The 18,737-nt window shown below is 66.6% G+C and carries 13 protein-coding genes and 3 rRNA genes; 8 read left to right on the top strand and 8 right to left on the bottom strand.

The window, feature by feature from the left end; all coding sequences use genetic code 11:
- Positions 1-142: 142 nt before the first annotated feature.
- The 3 genes from OG490_RS17505 to rrf all read left to right on the top strand — a co-directional run bounded on the left by OG490_RS17505 (position 143) and on the right by rrf (position 5,268).
- Positions 143-1,667 (top strand): 16S ribosomal RNA (locus OG490_RS17505).
- Positions 1,668-1,952: 285 nt separating this feature from the next.
- A 23S ribosomal RNA gene (locus OG490_RS17500) occupies positions 1,953-5,076 on the top strand.
- A gap of 74 nt (positions 5,077-5,150) precedes the next feature.
- Positions 5,151-5,268, top strand: a 5S ribosomal RNA gene (gene rrf / locus OG490_RS17495).
- Together the 16S, 23S and 5S rRNA genes form the textbook arrangement of a ribosomal RNA operon.
- 53 nt (positions 5,269-5,321) lie before the next feature.
- Here rrf and OG490_RS17490 read toward each other — a convergent pair.
- Positions 5,322-6,137 carry a DUF3626 domain-containing protein gene (locus tag OG490_RS17490; RefSeq protein ID WP_330297235.1) on the bottom strand — a complete coding sequence of 272 codons (816 nt, stop codon included), beginning with the start codon at positions 6,135-6,137 and terminating at the stop codon, positions 5,322-5,324.
- 52 nt (positions 6,138-6,189) lie between these two features.
- Between OG490_RS17490 and OG490_RS17485 the strand changes: the two genes are divergently transcribed.
- Positions 6,190-6,753 (top strand): GNAT family N-acetyltransferase, encoded by a 564-nt coding sequence (locus OG490_RS17485; protein WP_330297234.1) that lies wholly within the window; start codon positions 6,190-6,192, stop codon positions 6,751-6,753.
- On the opposite strand, the gene OG490_RS17480 is transcribed toward OG490_RS17485, so the two are convergent.
- From OG490_RS17480 to OG490_RS17455, 6 genes are all read right to left on the bottom strand, one after another.
- Positions 6,750-8,264, bottom strand: coding sequence for a type VI secretion protein (locus OG490_RS17480; protein WP_330297233.1), 1,515 nt, complete (start codon positions 8,262-8,264; stop codon positions 6,750-6,752). The genes OG490_RS17485 and OG490_RS17480 overlap by 4 nt on opposite strands.
- A 1-nt stretch (position 8,265) precedes the next feature.
- Complete coding sequence (locus OG490_RS17475) at positions 8,266-9,684, bottom strand: ATP-binding protein (RefSeq protein WP_330297232.1); 1,419 nt, start codon at positions 9,682-9,684, stop codon at positions 8,266-8,268.
- Between the two features lie 19 nt (positions 9,685-9,703).
- Entirely contained in the window at positions 9,704-11,266 is a 1,563-nt protein-coding gene (locus OG490_RS17470) for an SCO6880 family protein (RefSeq protein WP_330297231.1), read from the bottom strand.
- Positions 11,263-12,594, bottom strand: coding sequence for a hypothetical protein (locus OG490_RS17465; RefSeq protein WP_330297230.1), 1,332 nt, complete (start codon positions 12,592-12,594; stop codon positions 11,263-11,265). The genes OG490_RS17470 and OG490_RS17465 overlap by 4 nt, the downstream gene beginning before the upstream one ends.
- The gene (locus OG490_RS17460) at positions 12,584-13,408 is read right to left on the bottom strand and encodes a hypothetical protein (RefSeq protein WP_330297229.1); all 825 of its coding nucleotides are present in this window, start codon (positions 13,406-13,408) and stop codon (positions 12,584-12,586) included. Before OG490_RS17460 ends, OG490_RS17465 begins: the two co-directional genes overlap by 11 nt.
- Positions 13,409-13,493: 85 nt before the next feature.
- On the bottom strand, positions 13,494-13,802 hold the full coding sequence (locus OG490_RS17455; RefSeq protein ID WP_136213834.1) for a hypothetical protein: 309 nt from the start codon (positions 13,800-13,802) through the stop codon (positions 13,494-13,496).
- Positions 13,803-14,514: 712 nt separating this feature from the next.
- Here OG490_RS17455 and OG490_RS17450 point away from each other — a divergent pair.
- Complete coding sequence (locus OG490_RS17450) at positions 14,515-14,817, top strand: hypothetical protein (protein ID WP_330297228.1); 303 nt, start codon at positions 14,515-14,517, stop codon at positions 14,815-14,817.
- A 95-nt stretch (positions 14,818-14,912) separates the two neighbouring features.
- On the opposite strand, the gene OG490_RS17445 is transcribed toward OG490_RS17450, so the two are convergent.
- A complete protein-coding gene (locus OG490_RS17445) occupies positions 14,913-15,761 on the bottom strand; it encodes a pentapeptide repeat-containing protein (RefSeq protein ID WP_330297227.1) in 849 nt (282 codons plus the stop codon).
- 108 nt (positions 15,762-15,869) lie between these two features.
- Here OG490_RS17445 and OG490_RS17440 point away from each other — a divergent pair, with 108 nt between their 5' ends.
- The 3 genes from OG490_RS17440 (at position 15,870) to OG490_RS17430 (ending at position 18,573) form a co-directional block, all read left to right on the top strand.
- Complete coding sequence (locus tag OG490_RS17440; RefSeq protein WP_330297226.1) at positions 15,870-16,478, top strand: LysE family translocator; 609 nt, start codon at positions 15,870-15,872, stop codon at positions 16,476-16,478.
- An 82-nt stretch (positions 16,479-16,560) separates the two neighbouring features.
- Positions 16,561-17,394 (top strand): thioesterase family protein, encoded by an 834-nt coding sequence (locus tag OG490_RS17435; protein WP_330297225.1) that lies wholly within the window; start codon positions 16,561-16,563, stop codon positions 17,392-17,394.
- 159 nt (positions 17,395-17,553) lie between these two features.
- Positions 17,554-18,573 carry a C40 family peptidase gene (locus OG490_RS17430; RefSeq protein WP_330297224.1) on the top strand — a complete coding sequence of 340 codons (1,020 nt, stop codon included), beginning with the start codon at positions 17,554-17,556 and terminating at the stop codon, positions 18,571-18,573.
- The last annotated feature ends 164 nt before the right edge of the window (positions 18,574-18,737 follow it).

The raw sequence follows: 18,737 nt of genomic DNA, 5'->3' as shown, positions 1-18,737 counted from the left end.
CCTTTGAAAAAAGACCTGTGAGGTCGCGGTTCTGCCGTGGTGCTTGCAGGCAATTACACAGCGAGGACGCAGTGGACGGTCGGTCTTATTCCGACATGACTGTCCCGCTCTAAGTGCGTGTGCACCCGATTACGGGTAAACATTCATGGAGAGTTTGATCCTGGCTCAGGACGAACGCTGGCGGCGTGCTTAACACATGCAAGTCGAACGATGAAGCCCTTCGGGGTGGATTAGTGGCGAACGGGTGAGTAACACGTGGGCAATCTGCCCTTCACTCTGGGACAAGCCCTGGAAACGGGGTCTAATACCGGATAATACTCCTGCCTGCATGGGCGGGGGTTAAAAGCTCCGGCGGTGAAGGATGAGCCCGCGGCCTATCAGCTTGTTGGTGGGGTAATGGCCCACCAAGGCGACGACGGGTAGCCGGCCTGAGAGGGCGACCGGCCACACTGGGACTGAGACACGGCCCAGACTCCTACGGGAGGCAGCAGTGGGGAATATTGCACAATGGGCGAAAGCCTGATGCAGCGACGCCGCGTGAGGGATGACGGCCTTCGGGTTGTAAACCTCTTTCAGCAGGGAAGAAGCGAAAGTGACGGTACCTGCAGAAGAAGCGCCGGCTAACTACGTGCCAGCAGCCGCGGTAATACGTAGGGCGCAAGCGTTGTCCGGAATTATTGGGCGTAAAGAGCTCGTAGGCGGCTTGTCACGTCGGATGTGAAAGCCCGAGGCTTAACCTCGGGTCTGCATTCGATACGGGCTAGCTAGAGTGTGGTAGGGGAGATCGGAATTCCTGGTGTAGCGGTGAAATGCGCAGATATCAGGAGGAACACCGGTGGCGAAGGCGGATCTCTGGGCCATTACTGACGCTGAGGAGCGAAAGCGTGGGGAGCGAACAGGATTAGATACCCTGGTAGTCCACGCCGTAAACGTTGGGAACTAGGTGTTGGCGACATTCCACGTCGTCGGTGCCGCAGCTAACGCATTAAGTTCCCCGCCTGGGGAGTACGGCCGCAAGGCTAAAACTCAAAGGAATTGACGGGGGCCCGCACAAGCAGCGGAGCATGTGGCTTAATTCGACGCAACGCGAAGAACCTTACCAAGGCTTGACATATACCGGAAAGCATTAGAGATAGTGCCCCCCTTGTGGTCGGTATACAGGTGGTGCATGGCTGTCGTCAGCTCGTGTCGTGAGATGTTGGGTTAAGTCCCGCAACGAGCGCAACCCTTGTCCTGTGTTGCCAGCATGCCCTTCGGGGTGATGGGGACTCACAGGAGACCGCCGGGGTCAACTCGGAGGAAGGTGGGGACGACGTCAAGTCATCATGCCCCTTATGTCTTGGGCTGCACACGTGCTACAATGGCCGGTACAATGAGCTGCGATACCGTGAGGTGGAGCGAATCTCAAAAAGCCGGTCTCAGTTCGGATTGGGGTCTGCAACTCGACCCCATGAAGTCGGAGTTGCTAGTAATCGCAGATCAGCATTGCTGCGGTGAATACGTTCCCGGGCCTTGTACACACCGCCCGTCACGTCACGAAAGTCGGTAACACCCGAAGCCGGTGGCCCAACCCGTAAGGGAGGGAGCTGTCGAAGGTGGGACTGGCGATTGGGACGAAGTCGTAACAAGGTAGCCGTACCGGAAGGTGCGGCTGGATCACCTCCTTTCTAAGGAGCACAGTACCGATTGCAGACAAACGTTCTGCACGGTCAGCTCAGGGTGGAACGTTGATTAGTTGGCACGGTTTCCAAAACCTTCTGTGAGTACTGCTTCGGCGTGGAAAACGGTTTGAGTGGCGGAGATCGTGCTTGGCACGTTGTTGGGTATCTGAGGGTACGGCCGTATGGTCATGCCTTCTGCGATGCCGGCCCCAGTGAACTTCATCCTTTGGATGAGGGTGATGGGTGGCTGGTCGTTGCTTGAGAACTACACAGTGGACGCGAGCATCTGTAGGCCAAGTTTTTAAGGGCGCACGGTGGATGCCTTGGCACCAGGAACCGATGAAGGACGTGAGAGGCCGCGATAGGCCCCGGGGAGCTGCCAACTGAGCTTTGATCCGGGGGTGTCCGAATGGGGAAACCCGGCAGTCGTCATGGGCTGTCACCCACTGCTGAACACATAGGCAGTGTGGAGGGAACGCGGGGAAGTGAAACATCTCAGTACCCGCAGGAAGAGAAAACAACCGTGATTCCGGGAGTAGTGGCGAGCGAAACCGGAACAGGCCAAACCGTATGCGTGTGATACCCGGCAGGGGTTGCGCATGCGGGGTTGTGGGAATTCTTTTGATCGGTCTGCCGGCCGGTCGGCGAGTCAGAAACCGTTGATGTAGTCGAAGGACATGCGAAAGGTCCGGCGTAGAGGGTAAGACCCCCGTAGACGAAACATCAGCGGCTTGCTTAAGAATCTCCCAAGTAGCACGGGGCCCGAGAAATCCCGTGTGAATCTGGCGGGACCACCCGCTAAGCCTAAATATTCCCTGGTGACCGATAGCGGATAGTACCGTGAGGGAATGGTGAAAAGTACCGCGGGAGCGGAGTGAAATAGTACCTGAAACCGTGTGCCTACAAGCCGTGGGAGCGTCGCCGTTATTCTTCGGAATAACGGTCGTGACTGCGTGCCTTTTGAAGAATGAGCCTGCGAGTTAGCGGTGTGTAGCGAGGTTAACCCGTGTGGGGAAGCCGTAGCGAAAGCGAGTCCGAATAGGGCGATTGAGTTGCACGCTCTAGACCCGAAGCGGAGTGATCTAGCCATGGGCAGGTTGAAGCGGAGGTAAGACTTCGTGGAGGACCGAACCCACCAGGGTTGAAAACCTGGGGGATGACCTGTGGTTAGGGGTGAAAGGCCAATCAAACTCCGTGATAGCTGGTTCTCCCCGAAATGCATTTAGGTGCAGCGTCACGTGTTTCTTGCCGGAGGTAGAGCACTGGATAGGCGATGGGCCCTACCGGGTTACTGACCTTAGCCAAACTCCGAATGCCGGTAAGTGAGAGCGTGGCAGTGAGACTGTGGGGGATAAGCTCCATGGTCGAGAGGGAAACAGCCCAGAGCATCGACTAAGGCCCCTAAGCGTACGCTAAGTGGGAAAGGATGTGGAGTCGCAGAGACAACCAGGAGGTTGGCTTAGAAGCAGCCACCCTTGAAAGAGTGCGTAATAGCTCACTGGTCAAGTGATTCCGCGCCGACAATGTAGCGGGGCTCAAGCGTACCGCCGAAGTCGTGTCATTGCAGCAATAGGGCCAACGCCCGCTGTGATGGGTAGGGGAGCGTCGTGTGCCGGGTGAAGCAGCAGCGGAAGCTAGTTGTGGACGGTTCACGAGTGAGAATGCAGGCATGAGTAGCGATACACACGTGAGAAACGTGTGCGCCGATTGACTAAGGGTTCCTGGGTCAAGCTGATCTGCCCAGGGTAAGTCGGGACCTAAGGCGAGGCCGACAGGCGTAGTCGATGGACAACCGGTTGATATTCCGGTACCCGCTTTGAAACGCCCAATATCGAATCAGGCGATGCTAAGTCCGTGAAGCCGTTCCGGACCCTTCGGGGAAAGGAAAGTGGTGGAGCCGACGAACCAGACTTGTAGTAGGTAAGCGATGGGGTGACGCAGGAAGGTAGTCCAGCCCGGGCGGTGGTAGTCCCGGGGTAAGGGTGTAGGCCGAGGGGTAGGCAAATCCGTCCCTCATATAAGGCTGAGACCTGATGCCGAGCCGATTGTGGTGAAGTGGATGATCCTATGCTGTCGAGAAAAGCCTCTAGCGAGTTTCATGGCGGCCCGTACCCTAAACCGACTCAGGTGGTCAGGTAGAGAATACCGAGGCGTTCGGGTGAACTATGGTTAAGGAACTCGGCAAAATGCCCCCGTAACTTCGGGAGAAGGGGGGCCAGTCCTGGTGATCGGATTTACTCCGTGAGCTGGGGGTGGCCGCAGAGACCAGCGAGAAGCGACTGTTTACTAAAAACACAGGTCCGTGCGAAGCCGTAAGGCGATGTATACGGACTGACGCCTGCCCGGTGCTGGAACGTTAAGGGGACCGGTTAGTCACATTTCGGTGTGGCGAAGCTGAGAACTTAAGCGCCAGTAAACGGCGGTGGTAACTATAACCATCCTAAGGTAGCGAAATTCCTTGTCGGGTAAGTTCCGACCTGCACGAATGGCGTAACGACTTCTCGACTGTCTCAACCATAGGCCCGGTGAAATTGCACTACGAGTAAAGATGCTCGTTTCGCGCAGCAGGACGGAAAGACCCCGGGACCTTTACTATAGTTTGATATTGGTGTTCGGTTCGGCTTGTGTAGGATAGGTGGGAGACTTTGAAGCTGTGACGCCAGTCATGGTGGAGTCGCCGTTGAAATACCACTCTGGTCGTGCTGGATGTCTAACCTCGGTCCGTGATCCGGATCAGGGACAGTGTCTGATGGGTAGTTTAACTGGGGCGGTTGCCTCCCAAAAAGTAACGGAGGCGCCCAAAGGTTCCCTCAGCCTGGTTGGCAATCAGGTGTTGAGTGTAAGTGCACAAGGGAGCTTGACTGTGAGACCGACGGGTCGAGCAGGGACGAAAGTCGGGACTAGTGATCCGGCGGTGGCTTGTGGAAGCGCCGTCGCTCAACGGATAAAAGGTACCCCGGGGATAACAGGCTGATCTTCCCCAAGAGTCCATATCGACGGGATGGTTTGGCACCTCGATGTCGGCTCGTCGCATCCTGGGGCTGGAGTCGGTCCCAAGGGTTGGGCTGTTCGCCCATTAAAGCGGTACGCGAGCTGGGTTTAGAACGTCGTGAGACAGTTCGGTCCCTATCCGCTGTGCGCGTAGGAATATTGAGAAGGGCTGTCCCTAGTACGAGAGGACCGGGACGGACGAACCTCTGGTGTGCCAGTTGTCCTGCCAAGGGCATGGCTGGTTGGCTACGTTCGGGAGGGATAACCGCTGAAAGCATCTAAGCGGGAAGCCTGCTTCAAGATGAGTATTCCCACCTCCTTGAGAGGGTAAGGCTCCCAGTAGACGACTGGGTTGATAGGCCAGATGTGGAAGCCCGGTAACGGGTGGAGCTGACTGGTACTAATAGGCCGAGGGCTTGTCCTCAGTTGCTCGCGTCCACTGTGTTAGTTCTGAAGTAACGAACTGTGTTCATATCCGGTTGGTTAACTTCATAGTGTTTCGGTGGTCATAGCGTTAGGGAAACGCCCGGTTTACATTCCGAACCCGGAAGCTAAGCCTTTCAGCGCCGATGGTACTGCAGGGGGGACCCTGTGGGAGAGTAGGACGCCGCCGAACAATCATTGTTGAGAAGCCCCGTACCAGGGAACTGGTACGGGGCTTTTCTGCGTTCAGGCTCCGAAACGGGCCAGGTAATGCCAGACCCGTTTGAGGGACTGCTCGTCGTGCCGTCCCGCGAGGGCTGCCTCGCCGAGGATGCGCGGGGTCAGCAGACCTGAGACGGCGATGGCCGCACCGAGGTCGACGTATTCCTGGCCGCGGTAGTCGGGGTGCCGGCGGAGTTCGGCCACGGTGAGGCGGAAGCCGGGGTGCCATTCCGTGGGGCAGGGGAGTTCGGCGGCCGCCGTCTCGATTTCCGTGTCCCGGTAGCTGGGGTCCAGGACGAGGGCCGCGATATCGCGATCCAGTAGTACCGGCTCGTGGACCTGGGCCTCGATGTAGTCGTCCAAGGCGTCCTGGTCGTCGGCCTCCGCGAGGGCGATCAGGGACATGCGGTCGGCTACGCCGAAGGATTCCGGTTCGAGATGGCTGTCCGGGTAGCAGAACGTGGTGCGTGAGAGCGCCTCGGGTGTGAGGCGGAAGTGCGCGGAGCCGAAGCGGGGGGCGGCGCCGGCCGGGTTGTGGCGGAAGTTCAGGGCTCCGTACACCGGGCGGGCTTCGGCGGGTGCGTTGTCGTAGGCGCCGGCGAACATCCGGCTCTCCCACTGCCAGCGCGAGCCGCCGGGGTGGGCGGTGAGTCCGCCGTTGCTGGTGCCGGTGACGAACTGGGAGCGGTACACCCCGTCCTCGGACAGGGCGGTGAGGATGGGGCGGTGGGCGGCCGTGCGGTCCGGGTGGAAGTTGAGGGTCACCGTGAGCGTCGGGTCCAGCGGGGGGCCGGCCGAGAGTGTGGTGACGTGGTGCAGGGCGTGTGCATGAGGGCGCATGGGGCCAGAATGGCGCAGCGGTGATCGCGGGCAGTCGTTAATATCTCCACCCATGAACCAGCACGTGATACGCCCTGTACGAGCCGATGAGTGGGAGAAGGTCAAGGAACTTCGTCTGGCCGCTTTGCGGGATCCGGCGGCGCCGGTGGCCTTCCTGGAGACCGAGGAAGCGGCCGTTGGCCGGCCGGATGCCTTTTGGCAGGAGCGGACCGAGGGCGCTTCCCATGGCAGGTCGGCCCGGCAGTTCATCGCGGAGGCGCCTGACGGGACGTGGAACGCGAATGTGGTGGTGCTGGTCGAGGAGGCCGGTACCGTCGGGATCTTCGACGAGGCGATCGACGTGGACCAGGGGCACCTGGTGGGTGTGTTCGTACGGCCCGAGCAGCGGGGGAGCGGGCTGACCGAGGCGCTGTTCGAGGCCGCGCTGGAGTGGTCCTGGTCGCTGGAAGGGCCTGCGCTGGATCGCGTACGGCTCTTCGTCCACGAGGACAACGCGAGGGCCGCGGCGTTCTATCGGCGCTTCGGGTTCGAGGTGAGCGGGTTGGTCGTGCCGATGCCGACCGATCCGTCCGCGAAGGAGCTGGAGTACGTGTTCCCGCGGCCCGCGGCGAACTAGCGGGTGGTGACGGGCAGGTCCGCTTCCGGCCAGCGGGAGCGAGCCTGTTCACGGCTGCGGCACAGGGCTAGCAGGGGGAGCGTCCGGTCCTCGAGGAGCTGCGGGAGTTCGGGGAGCGGGGCCACGGCGGCCACGTCGTCGAAGACGAGCGCCAGTGGTGGGTCGAGCCGACCGCGGGATGACCGTGCGGCCATGCGGCGGCCGTGCTCGACCACGCTGGAGGCGAGTGCGGTGAGGAGCGGCATCGCACCCGGGTGGGTACGGGGATCTTCCAGGGATTCGCCCACCACGTAGAGGGTGCCCCCTTCGGAGACGAACGATGCGAGGGCGAGCGAATCGGTTCGGTTCGGGGTGCAGGATTCGCGGATGTGGATCGAGGACAGGGCGGTCAGCGCGCGGGCCGTGAGGTGTTGGGCCAGTTCGCGGCGCTCCGGGTGGGCGGTCAGGGCGCTTTCGAGTTCGCCGGCCGCGCCGGGGGCGGCTGCCGCCGCCTGGGGGTGGGTACGGAGGATGCGGACCGGCTCCTGGGCGTTCGTGCCCTGGGCCCAGCGTTGGAGCTGCTTGAACGGACGGTTGTCCAGGGCGGCCGCCATGAGCCAGCTGCGGAGGAGCGTTTCCGCGGTCTCCGCAACCGCGGCGTCCATACGGGCCTGCGGGCGGACGGGCGCGAGGAGCGCGATGGCGCGGGCCGCGGCGGTTGCGCGGTCCGCGCAGTCGGTGGCCGGGTTCCAGTGCAGGCGGGCCGGGGTGTCGCAGAGGTGGGACGGGTCGTAGAGGAGGACCGGGCCGAGCTTGGCGCGGGCGTCCTTGCTCTCCGCCCAGAGGGCGGGGGAGGACGTGATGACGAGGACCGGGCCGGTGGCTTCTGAGATTGCCGTCGCGGCAGCGGTGTGGCGGTCCGCGGGTGGGCCGTAGGCCAGGCGGTGGGGTCCCGCCGGTGCCGGTGCCGGTGCCGGTGCCGGTGCCGGTGCCGGTGCCGGGGCCGGGGCCTTGGCGGGGGCGTAGCCGAAGCCGTAGCGGTACGCCTCGTCCGTGGGGGGTGGTGCGGCGCCGTTGCCGGGGGCTCTGCCCCCGGGCCCCCGCGCCTCAAACGCCGGCGGGGCTGAATTTGCCCCGTCGGGGGCTGGATTCGGCACGGCGGAGGCGGTGGGGGACGGGTTTTTGCGGTGGGCTCTGGTGCGGGTGATGAGGCCCAGGGTGAAGATCGTCAGGACCAGCAGGATGAGGAGCTGGCTGATGAACAGGCCCCAGAACAGGCCCCAGCCCGAGAGGGATTGGGCGGGGGTGTCGGGCCAGGCTGCCGCGAGGTTGTGGGGTTGAGCTATCAGTGAGCGGACCGCGGTCGGGGTGCGGGTGAAGGTGACCGTGGAGGGCCAGTCGCCGTGAGTGAAGAGGGCCGATAGGCCGGTGGCCGTCCAGATGAGGACGGCCAGGCCGAGGAGGAAGGCGAGGAGGCCGACCAGGAGGCCGTCCGGGATGCCGCCTTGGGGGCGGGTGGTGCGGTCGGGCATGTCAGGCCACCGTGGTTGCCGAGCCGGCGCCGCCGTTGCGGTGGCGCTCCATCAGGAGGGCGCGTTCCTCCGCCTCCAGTTCGGCGGCCAGGAGATCGTCGGGGAGGCGGTGCTGGGCCGAGGATTCGGTCATGGCGCGGTCCGTGTAGACGAGGGGGCGTTCGGCCTCGGTGATCAGGTGTTTGACCACCTGGACGTTGCCGTTGACGTCCCAGACGGCGATGCCGGGGGTGAGGGTCGGGATGATTTCCACCGCCCAGCGGGGTAGGCCGAGGACGCGGCCCGTGGCGCGGGCCTCGTCGGCCTTCTGGGCGTAGATGGTGCGGGTGGAGGCCATTTTGAGGATGGCTGCCGCCTCGCGGGCGGCCGCGCCGTCGACCACGTCGGAGAGGTGGTGGACGACGGCCACGAAGGACAGGCCCAGGCGGCGGCCGAACTTGAGGAGGCGCTGGAACAGCTGGGCCACGAAGGGGCTGTTGATGATGTGCCAGGCTTCCTCGACCAGGAAGATGCGCTTTTTGCGGTCCGGGCGGATCCAGGTGTGTTCCAGCCACACGCCGACGATCGCCATGAGGATGGGCATGGCGATGGAGTTGCGGTCGATGTGGGAGAGGTCGAAGACGATGAGGGGGGCGTCGAGGTCGATGCCGACCGTCGTCGGGCCGTCGAACATGCCGCGGAGGTCGCCGTCGACCAGGCGGTCGATGACCAGGGCCACGTCCAGGCCCCAGGCTCGGACATCGTCTATGTCCACGTTCATCGCCTGGGCGGACTCGGGCTCGGGGTGGCGCAGTTGTTCCACGATGTCGGTCAGGACCGGCTGGCGGGTGGTGATCGTCTCGACCACGTACGCGTGCGCGACCTTGAGGGCGAAGCCGGAGCGCTCGTCGAGGCCGTGGCCCATGGCGACTTCGATGATGGTCCGGAGCAGCGCGAGCTGACCGGTCGCCGTGATCGCCGGGTCGAGGGGGTTGAGGCGGATCCCGTCGTCGTTGGCGGCGATGGGGTCCAGGCGGATGGGGGTTATTCCCAACTGCTGGGCGATGAGGTTCCACTCGCCGACGCCGTCCTCGCCCTGGGCGTCGAGGACCACCACCTGGCGGTCCCGGAAGCGCAGTTGGCGTAGGACGTAGGTCTTCTCCAGGGCCGATTTGCCGTTGCCGGACTCGCCCAGGACCAGCCAGTGGGGGGCGGGCAGCTGCTGGCCGTACAGCTGGAAGGGGTCGTAGATGTAGCCCTTGCCGCTGTAGACCTCACGGCCGATGATGACGCCGGAGTCGCCGAGTCCCGGGGCGGCGGTGGGGAGGTAGACCGCTTGGGCCTGGCCCGTCGAGGTGCGTACGGGCAGGCGCGTGGTTTCGACCTTGCCGAACAGGAAGCTGGTGAAGGCGTCCGTCAGGGCGGACATGGGATCTCGCATGGGCGGCCATTCCCTCCAGCTAGCGTCGGATGCCGGTGGCGAACGGCAGGGTGTTGACGAAGGCGCGGTGGTGCTCGCGGTCGCACCATTCGAGTTTCAGGTAGGACTTGCCGGCGGAGGCGCGGATGGTGCGCTTGTCGCGGGCGAGGGCTTCGGGGGAGCGGGAGGAGACCGTGATGTAGCCGACCAGGTTGACGCCGGCGGCGCCGCTGGCGAGGTCTTCGCCGCGCTGGTCGAGCCGGCCGTGCGCGGCGATGTCGCGGGGGTCGACGGTGCGGTTCATCTTGGCGGCGCGGCTGGCGTCGGCCTCGTCGTTGGTCTTCTCCGTGAGCATGCGCTCGATGGCGATCTCGGTGGGTTCCAGGTCCATGGTGACGGCGACCGTGCGGATGACGTCGGGGGTGTGGACGAGGAGGGGCGCGAGGAAGTTCACGCCGACCGGGGTCATCGGCCATTCCTTCACCCAGGCGGTGGCGTGGCACCAGGGGGCGCGGGTGGAGGATTCGCGGGTCTTGGCCTGGAGGTAGGTGGGTTCCACCGCGTCGAGTTCGGCCGGCCAGGCGTTGCGCTTGGTCATGGCCTGGATGTGGTCGATGGGGTGGTCCGGGTCGTACATGGAGTGCACGAGGGAGGACAGCCGGCCCTGGCCCAGGGGCTGGCGGACGCGGATGTCGGCCTCGGCGAGGCGGGCGCAGATGTCGGTGAGTTCGCGGGCCATGACGATGGCGAGGCCGGCGTCGCGGTCGAGCTTGCGGCCCTTGTACGGGGTGCTCGCGCGGGCGATGGTGTGGGCCTCGGCGGCGAGTTCGCGCGTGAAGTGCATGCAGGCGACGAGGTACGCACGGTGCTGCTCGGAGGAGGTGGAGACCATCGACTGGAGCTGCTCGTACGAATCGCGCAGCCAGACGGGGGCGTTGGTGTCGCCGCGCTGGGTCACGTCCTTGGCGTGCGCGTCCGGGTCGGCGGGCAGCGTGCGGGCGAGCATCTGGATGCGGGTGACGAAGCCGTCGCCGTTGGCCACGTGCTTGAGGAGGGTGCCGAAGCGGTCCACGAGGGCCTCTTGGTCCTCGCTGTCGCGCAGGCCGACGCCGGGGCCCTCGATCTCGATGGCGGCGGTGACGGTTCTGCGGTCGGCGTGCAGGAGCACGGCGATCTCGTCGGGGCCGAAGGGGGCGGCCAGCCAGTTGATCCGGCCGATGCCCGGGGGTGGGCCGACCTCGACCTCGCGGCCGTCGGCGGCGCGGATGCCGGCCTCCATGGCGCCCGAGCGGAACGTCGTACCGCGGCGCAGGGTGCGCTTGTAGCTGCGGTTGATCTCGAACCAGCGGTAGAAGGTGCGGCCGCGGTAAGGGATGTAGACGGCGGCGAGCGCGAGCATCGGGAAGCCGGCGAGCGAGACGATGCGCAGGGTGAGGTCGGGGACGAGCAGTCCGCTCATCATGCCGAGGAACGCACCGGCGATGATCAGGGCGATCTCGCCGGTTTCGCGGTTCTTGCCGACGATCGCGTTCGGCCGGGCGCGGCCGATGAGGTACGTGCGGCGGGGCGCGACCGGGTGGAGCTGGTGGGACTGGGTCGTCACCGCCCGTCACCTCCTGTGTTCCTCGTGCTGGAGCCCGTACGGGGTGCGGGTGCGGCGGAGGCGGATCCGCCGCCGGACCCGCCACTTCCGCTGCCGGAGCCGCGGCTGCTGTGTGCGGCCATGCCTCCGGAGATCTGGTTGGCACCGCCGCCGCCCCCGCCGCTCGCGCGGTGGGCGCCGCCGTTGCCGCCGCCCCGGCTGCTGTGGGTTTTGATGCCCTGGGAGACGAGGGAGGCCGGGGAGCTGATGACGGCGGCCGCCTGGGCGCCGTCGGTGGCCTTGCTGCGGTTGGAGCGGGCGGAGGCGATCTCGTCGCCGAAGCCGGGGACGAAGCGGTAGATCATCGCCGAGGCGAAGATCGCCAGGAGGATGATGGCGAGGCCGGAGACGACGGCGGAGAAGGAGTCCGGGCCCTTCTCGCCGGCCAGGGCCCCGGCGAGGCCGAGGACGATGACGATGACCGGCTTCACGAGGATCACGGCGATCATGATGCCCGCCCAGCGGCGGACGTGGCCCCAGAGGTTGCGGTCGACGAGGCCGGCGTAGACGACGGTGCCGAGCAGGGCGCCGACGTAGAGGAGCGCGGCCCGGATCACGAGCTCGAGGCAGAGGATGCCGGCGGCGAGGACCGTGACGAGGGCGACCACGATCAGCATGATCGGGCCGCCGCCGATGTCGTCGCCCTTCTTGAGGGCCTCGGCGAAGGACCCGAAGAACACGTCGGTCTGGCCGCCCGTGGCGGAGGCGATGACCTCGGTGACGCCGTCGGTGGCGGAGACGACGGTGTAGAGGATGAGGGGGGTGAAGGCGGAGGCGAGGACGGTGAGCCAGAGGAAGCCGATGGCTTCGGACATGGCGGTGGTGAAGGGGACGCCGCGGATGGCTCGTTTGGCGACGGCGAAGAGCCACAGGACGAGGGTGAGGATGGTGGAGGCGGCGAAGACGATGGCGTACTGCTTGAGGAAGGCGCCGTTGGTGAAGTCGACGTTGGCGGTGCCGTTGACCGCTTTGCTGAGCTGGGCGACGATCCAGGCGGCGGCGTCGGCGCAGCCTCTTGCCAGAGAGGTGAGCGGATTGAGCGCGCCGGTCGGATCGTTGGTGACCCCGGTGCTGGGTGTCCCGCCGGTGGCCGCCTTGTCGCCCAGGTCGCAGTACTGCCTCGCGGGCCCGGTGAACGCGGCACAAGGGTCCGTGCTTGCCTGTGGGGACGGAGTGGCCGCCGGAGAGGCCGGTGGCGTGGGCGCGGCGTAGGCGCGGGACGCCAGGGCTACGACGCCCAGGTGGACGGTGGCGATCACGCCGGCCCGGAGCCGGAGGCTAGCGGGCATAGGTGAACCCTCCGAACTCCTTGATGGCTTTGCTGATGTCGTCGGAAGGGGACGCGACCGCGTCGCCGGGGACCGGCGCCGGACCGTCCTGCTGGCTGTCGGAGAGGACCTTCCAGTCTCCGCCCGCCCAGACGAGTTCGAAGGTCCAGGTCTTCCAGGTGGTGCGCACCGGGTCGGTGGACTTCGCGCCGGACATGCCGATGAGGCCCGTGTACCAGACGGCGACCTTCGCGTTGGTGGGGCTGTAGTTGTCGATGCGGGTGCCCACGGGGACGGCGCGGGTGACGAAGGTGTTGCCCTGCGGGGGGCTGCCGTTCGCGTCGAGGCCCAGTCTGGCCAGGAACGCGGGCGAGTAGGCCTCGTCCTGGGGGCCCTTGAGCCGGGCCGCGGCGTCCGGGGTGTAGATCCCGTCCACGAGGGCGTGTCTGGTGTTCTTCTTGAACATGCCGTCAGAGCCCAGCGCCACCGCGTAGTTGGCGGCCGCCGACTGGGCGCCCTGTTCGTTCTGACCGAAGCCCCTGGGGATGCCTGCGGATTTTCCGTCCACCGGGGGGACGCCTGTGGCTGCCGTGGGGTTGGCGGTTGCCGGTTTGTCCGAGGTGGGGGGTGTTTCGGGGGTGTGGGACTGGTTCGCGAAGGCGATGGCTGCGATCAGGAGGACCACCACGCCCACGACTGCGATCAGGCCGCGGGAGGGGCGGCGGGGGGTGGTGTAGGGGTCTGAGGATTCTGGGAGGCGGGTGCGGGTTTGGCCCGTGCCGCCTACTTCGCCGTGGCCCGCGCCGCCGCCACCGTATTGGTCGTCGTTGCTCATTCGGTGTTCGCCCCCTCCGCGTCGTACGACGGTAGCGCTGATATCCGCGTAGGCGCGGCGTAGTGAGTCCGCATCAGGGCTCTGGCTAGACAGCCATTCCGTAGACGATGGTGAAGAGGGTGCCGAGGGAGCCGATGATGAAGACGCCCGTCAGGCCGGCCACGATGAGGCCCTTGCCCTGTTCCGCGCTGAAGGTGTCGCGCAGGGCCGTCGCGCCGATGCGCTGTTTGGCTGCGCCCCAGATGGCGATGCCCAGGCAGAGGAGGATGGCGACGGCCATGACCACCTCGACCATGACCTTCGCTTCGTTGCCGAGACTGCCGAACGGCCCCCAGTTCGGGGCGATTCCGCCGATGATGGTGGTGATGTCGCCTTTTTCGGCTGCCAGGATCATGTAACTCACCGCCCCTGCACGGGTAGTTCTTGTTGCCCGTGCCCGGACGGCAGGGGTCACGCACTATCTTCGCTGATGAAACAGCCGTCGTATGTCGACTTGGCGGCTCTCTTTACCCGATCTGCGTTCCCGGGTTGCGCCCGTGTGCTCTGACCTGCGTCAGGGCGGCGTGTGGGGGAAAGAACGTATGGTCACTCTGTGTATCACGGTGGGTGACCCCGGGCAATGATTGCGTGCCCGCCGTACGGGGTGACTGTCGAGGGGCCGCCGTTCGGCTCAGTGGGCCGGTGTGTCGTTCGACCAACCCGATGACATATGTCCGACATTCCGTCAGTCGTTCCATCCGCGCGCGGTGTTGCGGGGGATGCTCCTCGTCGTTCGGTGTGCCGATGCAAGGAGTGAACGGATGGGTTCCGTGAGCAGAGTGGGTCGCAAGGCATGGCTGGCCGGTGGTCTCGCGGTGCCGCTGGTGCTGGCGTCGTTCGCGGGTGGCTCCGCTCCCGCGATGGCCGCGGGGACGTCGGTCAGGGGCGGTGGCTGTGACGACGCGGTGGTGCGGACGCTGCCGGCGCCGGCCTCGGCGGGGTCTGCCCGGGCGGCGACGGGGCGGGGTGGCGGGTGTCCCGGGCCGCGGGGGCCCAAGGGGCCGAAGGGTGACCGCGGGCCCAAGGGGGATCGGGGGCCGGCGGGTGCGCCCGGGCCCTGCTCGGACGTGGACACGGCCAGGGGGCAGAGCAACCTGGAGTTCACGGCGGCGCTGAGCGGGGGCAAGGCCTTCCTGGGGAGGCGCGAGACGAGGCCGTCGAACGGCCCCTACGTGTGGAAGGACCTCACCACCGCGGCGAACCCGGGGTTCCCCAGGAACGCGTGCAGTGTCTCGCTCGGTATCGACGTGTTCACCGCGTACGTGAAGGTGCTGACGACCACGGGGGACGTGTACGAGAACTTCTGCACCTACACCCCCGCGGGCGTACTGACCTGTCCGTCGGGCTGGACGGCGATCGTCAAGCCCTGACTGACGGGCGGTTGTGTCTTCCGTCGGTGTCGCGTTCGGGGCACGAGCCGGGCGCGGCGCCGGCGGGACGAGGGTGCACCGGCGTCGGTGGTTGGTTACGCGAGCCAGTGCGCCGGGTGGGTCAGGTGGGGCGGGAGCTGGGTGGCGGGGGTGCCCTTGGCCGCGTTGAGCTGGGGCTGGGTGAGGAAGAGGGTGTCCCTGAGGTCGGTCCCGCGCAGGTCGGTGTCGCGGAAGTCCGCGCCGATCAGGTCGGCGGAGCGCAGGTCGGCGCCGCTGAGGTCGGCCGCGATCAGGTAGGCCCCGCGGAGGTTCGCGCCGCGCAGGTCAGCGCCGGAGAGGCGGGCGCCCATCAGGTCGGCGCCGCGGTGGTTCTTCTTGCGGCCGGGCACCTTGGCCCGTACGAGCTCGCTGGCCTTGAGGAGGAGGGCGTTGACCTCCTGGCGCAGGGGGCCGATGTCGAGGGTCGCGAGGGCTTCGGGGGTGGCCTCCGTCCAGCGCGCGGTGTCGGCCTGTGCCGTGCGCAGCTGCGTGTGGACGGGGCGGGCGGCCGGGAGGGCGAGAGCTTCGGAGATGTAGAGGAGCAGCTCGTGCAGGTGCCGCATCACGGGGAAGACCTCGTACATGGCGGCGGCGGTGCCGGGGTGGGTGCGCCAGTCGCGGCCGCCGAAGGTGACCTGTGAGACCTGCTGTCCCGCGCCGAAGCAGTCGAAGACCGTGCAGCCCTGGAAGCCGGTGTCGCGCAGCCGGGTGTGGATGGAGCAGCGGAAGTCCTGCTGGAGGTTCTTGCAGGGGGTGCCGGCGGGCTTGTTCACGGCGAAGTCGGTGGACTTCGCGAACGGCAGGGCCACGCAGCACAGCGCGAAGCAGTTCCCGCAGTCCGCTTGCAGGACGGGGAGCGGGGAGTGCGGGGGCGAGGGGGGAGCGGGGGGAGGAGGCTTGGGCACGTCGCCATTGTCCCCCGGTGGGGGAGATGGGGTGGCAGGGGGAGTCCGGTGGGTGCGGGGATGCGGAAAGCGCTTGATCGTGGGGGAGGGCGCGGCGAGCATCGGTTCATGACCGAAGTGCTGGCAGTCGCCCTCATCACCTTCCTCGCCGTCATCAGTCCCGGTGCGGACTTCGCCATGGTGGTCCGCAACAGCTACCTCTACGGGCGCCCCACCGGGCTGCTCGCGGCCGCCGGGGTCGCGGCGGGCGTGCTGGTGCACGTCTCGTACACGATGCTCGGGGTCGGCCTGCTGATCGCCTCCTCGGCCGGGCTGTTCACGGCGATCAAGCTCGCGGGCGCCGCGTACCTGGTGTGGGTCGGTGTGAAGACCTTCCGGTCGCGGGCCGAGGTGACCGTGGACCTGGAGGAGAAGGCCGGGCTGACGCCGTTCGGGGCGCTTCGGACCGGGTTCCTGACCAATGTGCTCAATCCGAAGACCACGCTGTTCGTCGTGTCCACCTTCACCCAGGTGGTCGGGCCGGGGACGCCGGTGTGGCAGCAGGCCGGGTACGGGCTGTTCATGTCGGCGGCGCACCTGGGCTGGTTCGGGGCGGTGGCGCTGTTCTTCTCCAACTCCCGTCTGCGCGACCGGATGCTGAAGGCGCAGAAGGCGCTCAACCGGGCCATCGGCTCGGTGCTGGTGGGGCTCGGGGTGGGGCTGGGCTTCGCCCGCTGAGGCGTGCTGAGGCCCGCGGAGGCCCGCTGAGGCCCGATGAAGGTCTGGCGGGGGCGGGTTACCTGTCGGTAGCGTGCCGCTCATGGGCGATGCAGAGGGCGTAGAGGGTGCAGAGGACGTAGAGGGGTTCTACGAGCGGATCGATGCGGGCCGGTTCCGGGCCACCGCCTACACGCGCGGGCCGTGGGATCCCGGTGCGCAGCACGCCGGTCCGCCGGCCGCGCTGCTCGGGCGGGCGATCGAGGAACGGCCGGGCGCGCGCGAGGACATGAGGATCGCCCGGATCACCTACGAGATCCTGCGCCCGGTGCCGCTCGGGCCGTTGGAGCTGACCACCAGCGTGCTCCGGGCCGGTCGTGGCACCGAGGTGGTCGAGGCAGCCCTGGCTCCGGCCGGGGCCGCGCCCGTGATGCTGGCGCGTGCCCTGCGGATCCGGACGGCGCCGGATTCCGTACCGGCCGTGGCGGCGGGGCCGGAGCTGCCGCCGCCGGGGGAGGTGGGGGTGACGCCGTTCTTCCCGGTGCCGTGGGAGACGGGCTACCACTCGGCGATGGAGACGCGTTTCACCGAGGGGGCCTTCGTCGAACTGGGGCCGGGGACCTGCTGGATGCGGATGAGGGTGCCGCTGGTCGCCGGGGAGGAGCCCAGGCCCCTGGACCGGGTCCTGGTCGCGGCGGACTCGGGCAACGGCATCAGCTCGGTGCTGGACTTCGGGCGCTACGTCTTCGTCAACGGGGACCTGACCGTCCATCTGCACCGCCATCCGGTGGGCGAGTGGGTGTGCGTGGAGGCCCGTACGAGTGTGGACGCGGCCGGGATCGGTCTCGCGGACGCGCGGTTGCACGATGAGAAGGGGCCGATCGGGCGGAGCGCGCAGAGTCTGTTCGTGGCGCCGCGGGATGCCGGGGGACGATAGAAAGTACGTCGTATTTTCGGATGAGTTGGGCCGATTCCCTCGGACACCGAGCTCAATGGCTTGCGGCGTAACGGTTTCCACGGCGCCCCCAAACGGGATGATTCGACACGGGGTGGCGGGAGCTCCGGGAAAAGCCGTTCGATGGGGGAAGGTTGGCGGGTGCGCAAGGTCTGGGTGGTCGGTGGAATCAGCTTCGGGGCGTGCCTGTGCTTTCTCGCCCTGCTCGTCGTCGGTACGTACTCGGCCGCCGCGGGCATCGCCAGTGGCGGCGGCGGTGGCCTCGTGGGGCTCAGCAAGGGGGCCGTCCCGGGGAAGTACCAGAGCCTCGTGGAGAAGTGGGGCCGGCTCTGCCCCACGCTCACCCCGCCCGTGCTGGCCGCCCAGCTGTACTCGGAGAGCGGCTGGAACCCGAGCGCGGTGAGCCCGGCGGACGCCCGGGGCATCGCGCAGTTCATCCCGGGGACCTGGGCCACGCACGGCATCGACGGCGACGGTGACGGCGACCGCGACATCTGGGATCCCAACGACGCGATCCCGTCGGCGGCGTCGTACGACTGCGAGCTGGCGCGCTACGTGTCCAAGGTGCCCGGCGACCCCGTGAAGAACATGCTCGCCGCCTACAACGCGGGGCCGGGCGCGGTGACGCAGTACCAGGGCGTCCCGCCGTTCCAGGAGACCCAGGGGTACGTGAAGACGATCACGACCCTGGCCAAGAGCTTCGAGGCCCCCGTGGGGCGGGTGGCGCCCTCGCAACAGGCCGCCGGGGCGATCTACTTCGCGCAGAAGCAGCTGGGGACGCCGTACCTGTGGGGAGGCAACGGGACGGCCGACCAGGGCGGGCGCTTCGACTGCTCGGGGCTGACCAAGGCCGCGTACGAGTCGGTGGGGATCGAGCTGCCCCGGGTGGCGAACGACCAGTACAACGCCGGTTCGCATCCCGCGCGGGCGGACCTGCTGCCGGGTGATCTGGTCTTCTTCTCCGACGATCTGACGAACTCTCGGGAGATCCGGCACGTCGGGCTCTACGTGGGCGGCGGCTACATGATCAACGCCCCGTTCACCGGCGCCGTGATCCGTTTCGACAAGATCGACACGCCCGACTACTTCGGTGCGACCCGGGTCACCAAGGACGGTGCGGAAGCACTGCCGAAGCGCGAAGGCACCGGCAACGCAGCGTGAAGCCAAGGCCCTGAGCTGCGACGATGAGTCACTCTTCGATAACGTTGGAGTGATCATTCGGTGGAGAGTGGAACGCGGCCGCCAGAACGGGCGTTCCATGGTCAAGGGGACCGAACCACATACTGGATCATCGGGTTGATCACGGGGGGCGTAGGGGCGCACAC

It is taken from the genome of Streptomyces sp. NBC_00503 (assembly GCF_036346895.1).
Classification (GTDB): Bacteria; Actinomycetota; Actinomycetes; order Streptomycetales; family Streptomycetaceae; genus Streptomyces.
This window is presented reverse-complemented; position numbering and strand designations above follow the sequence as displayed.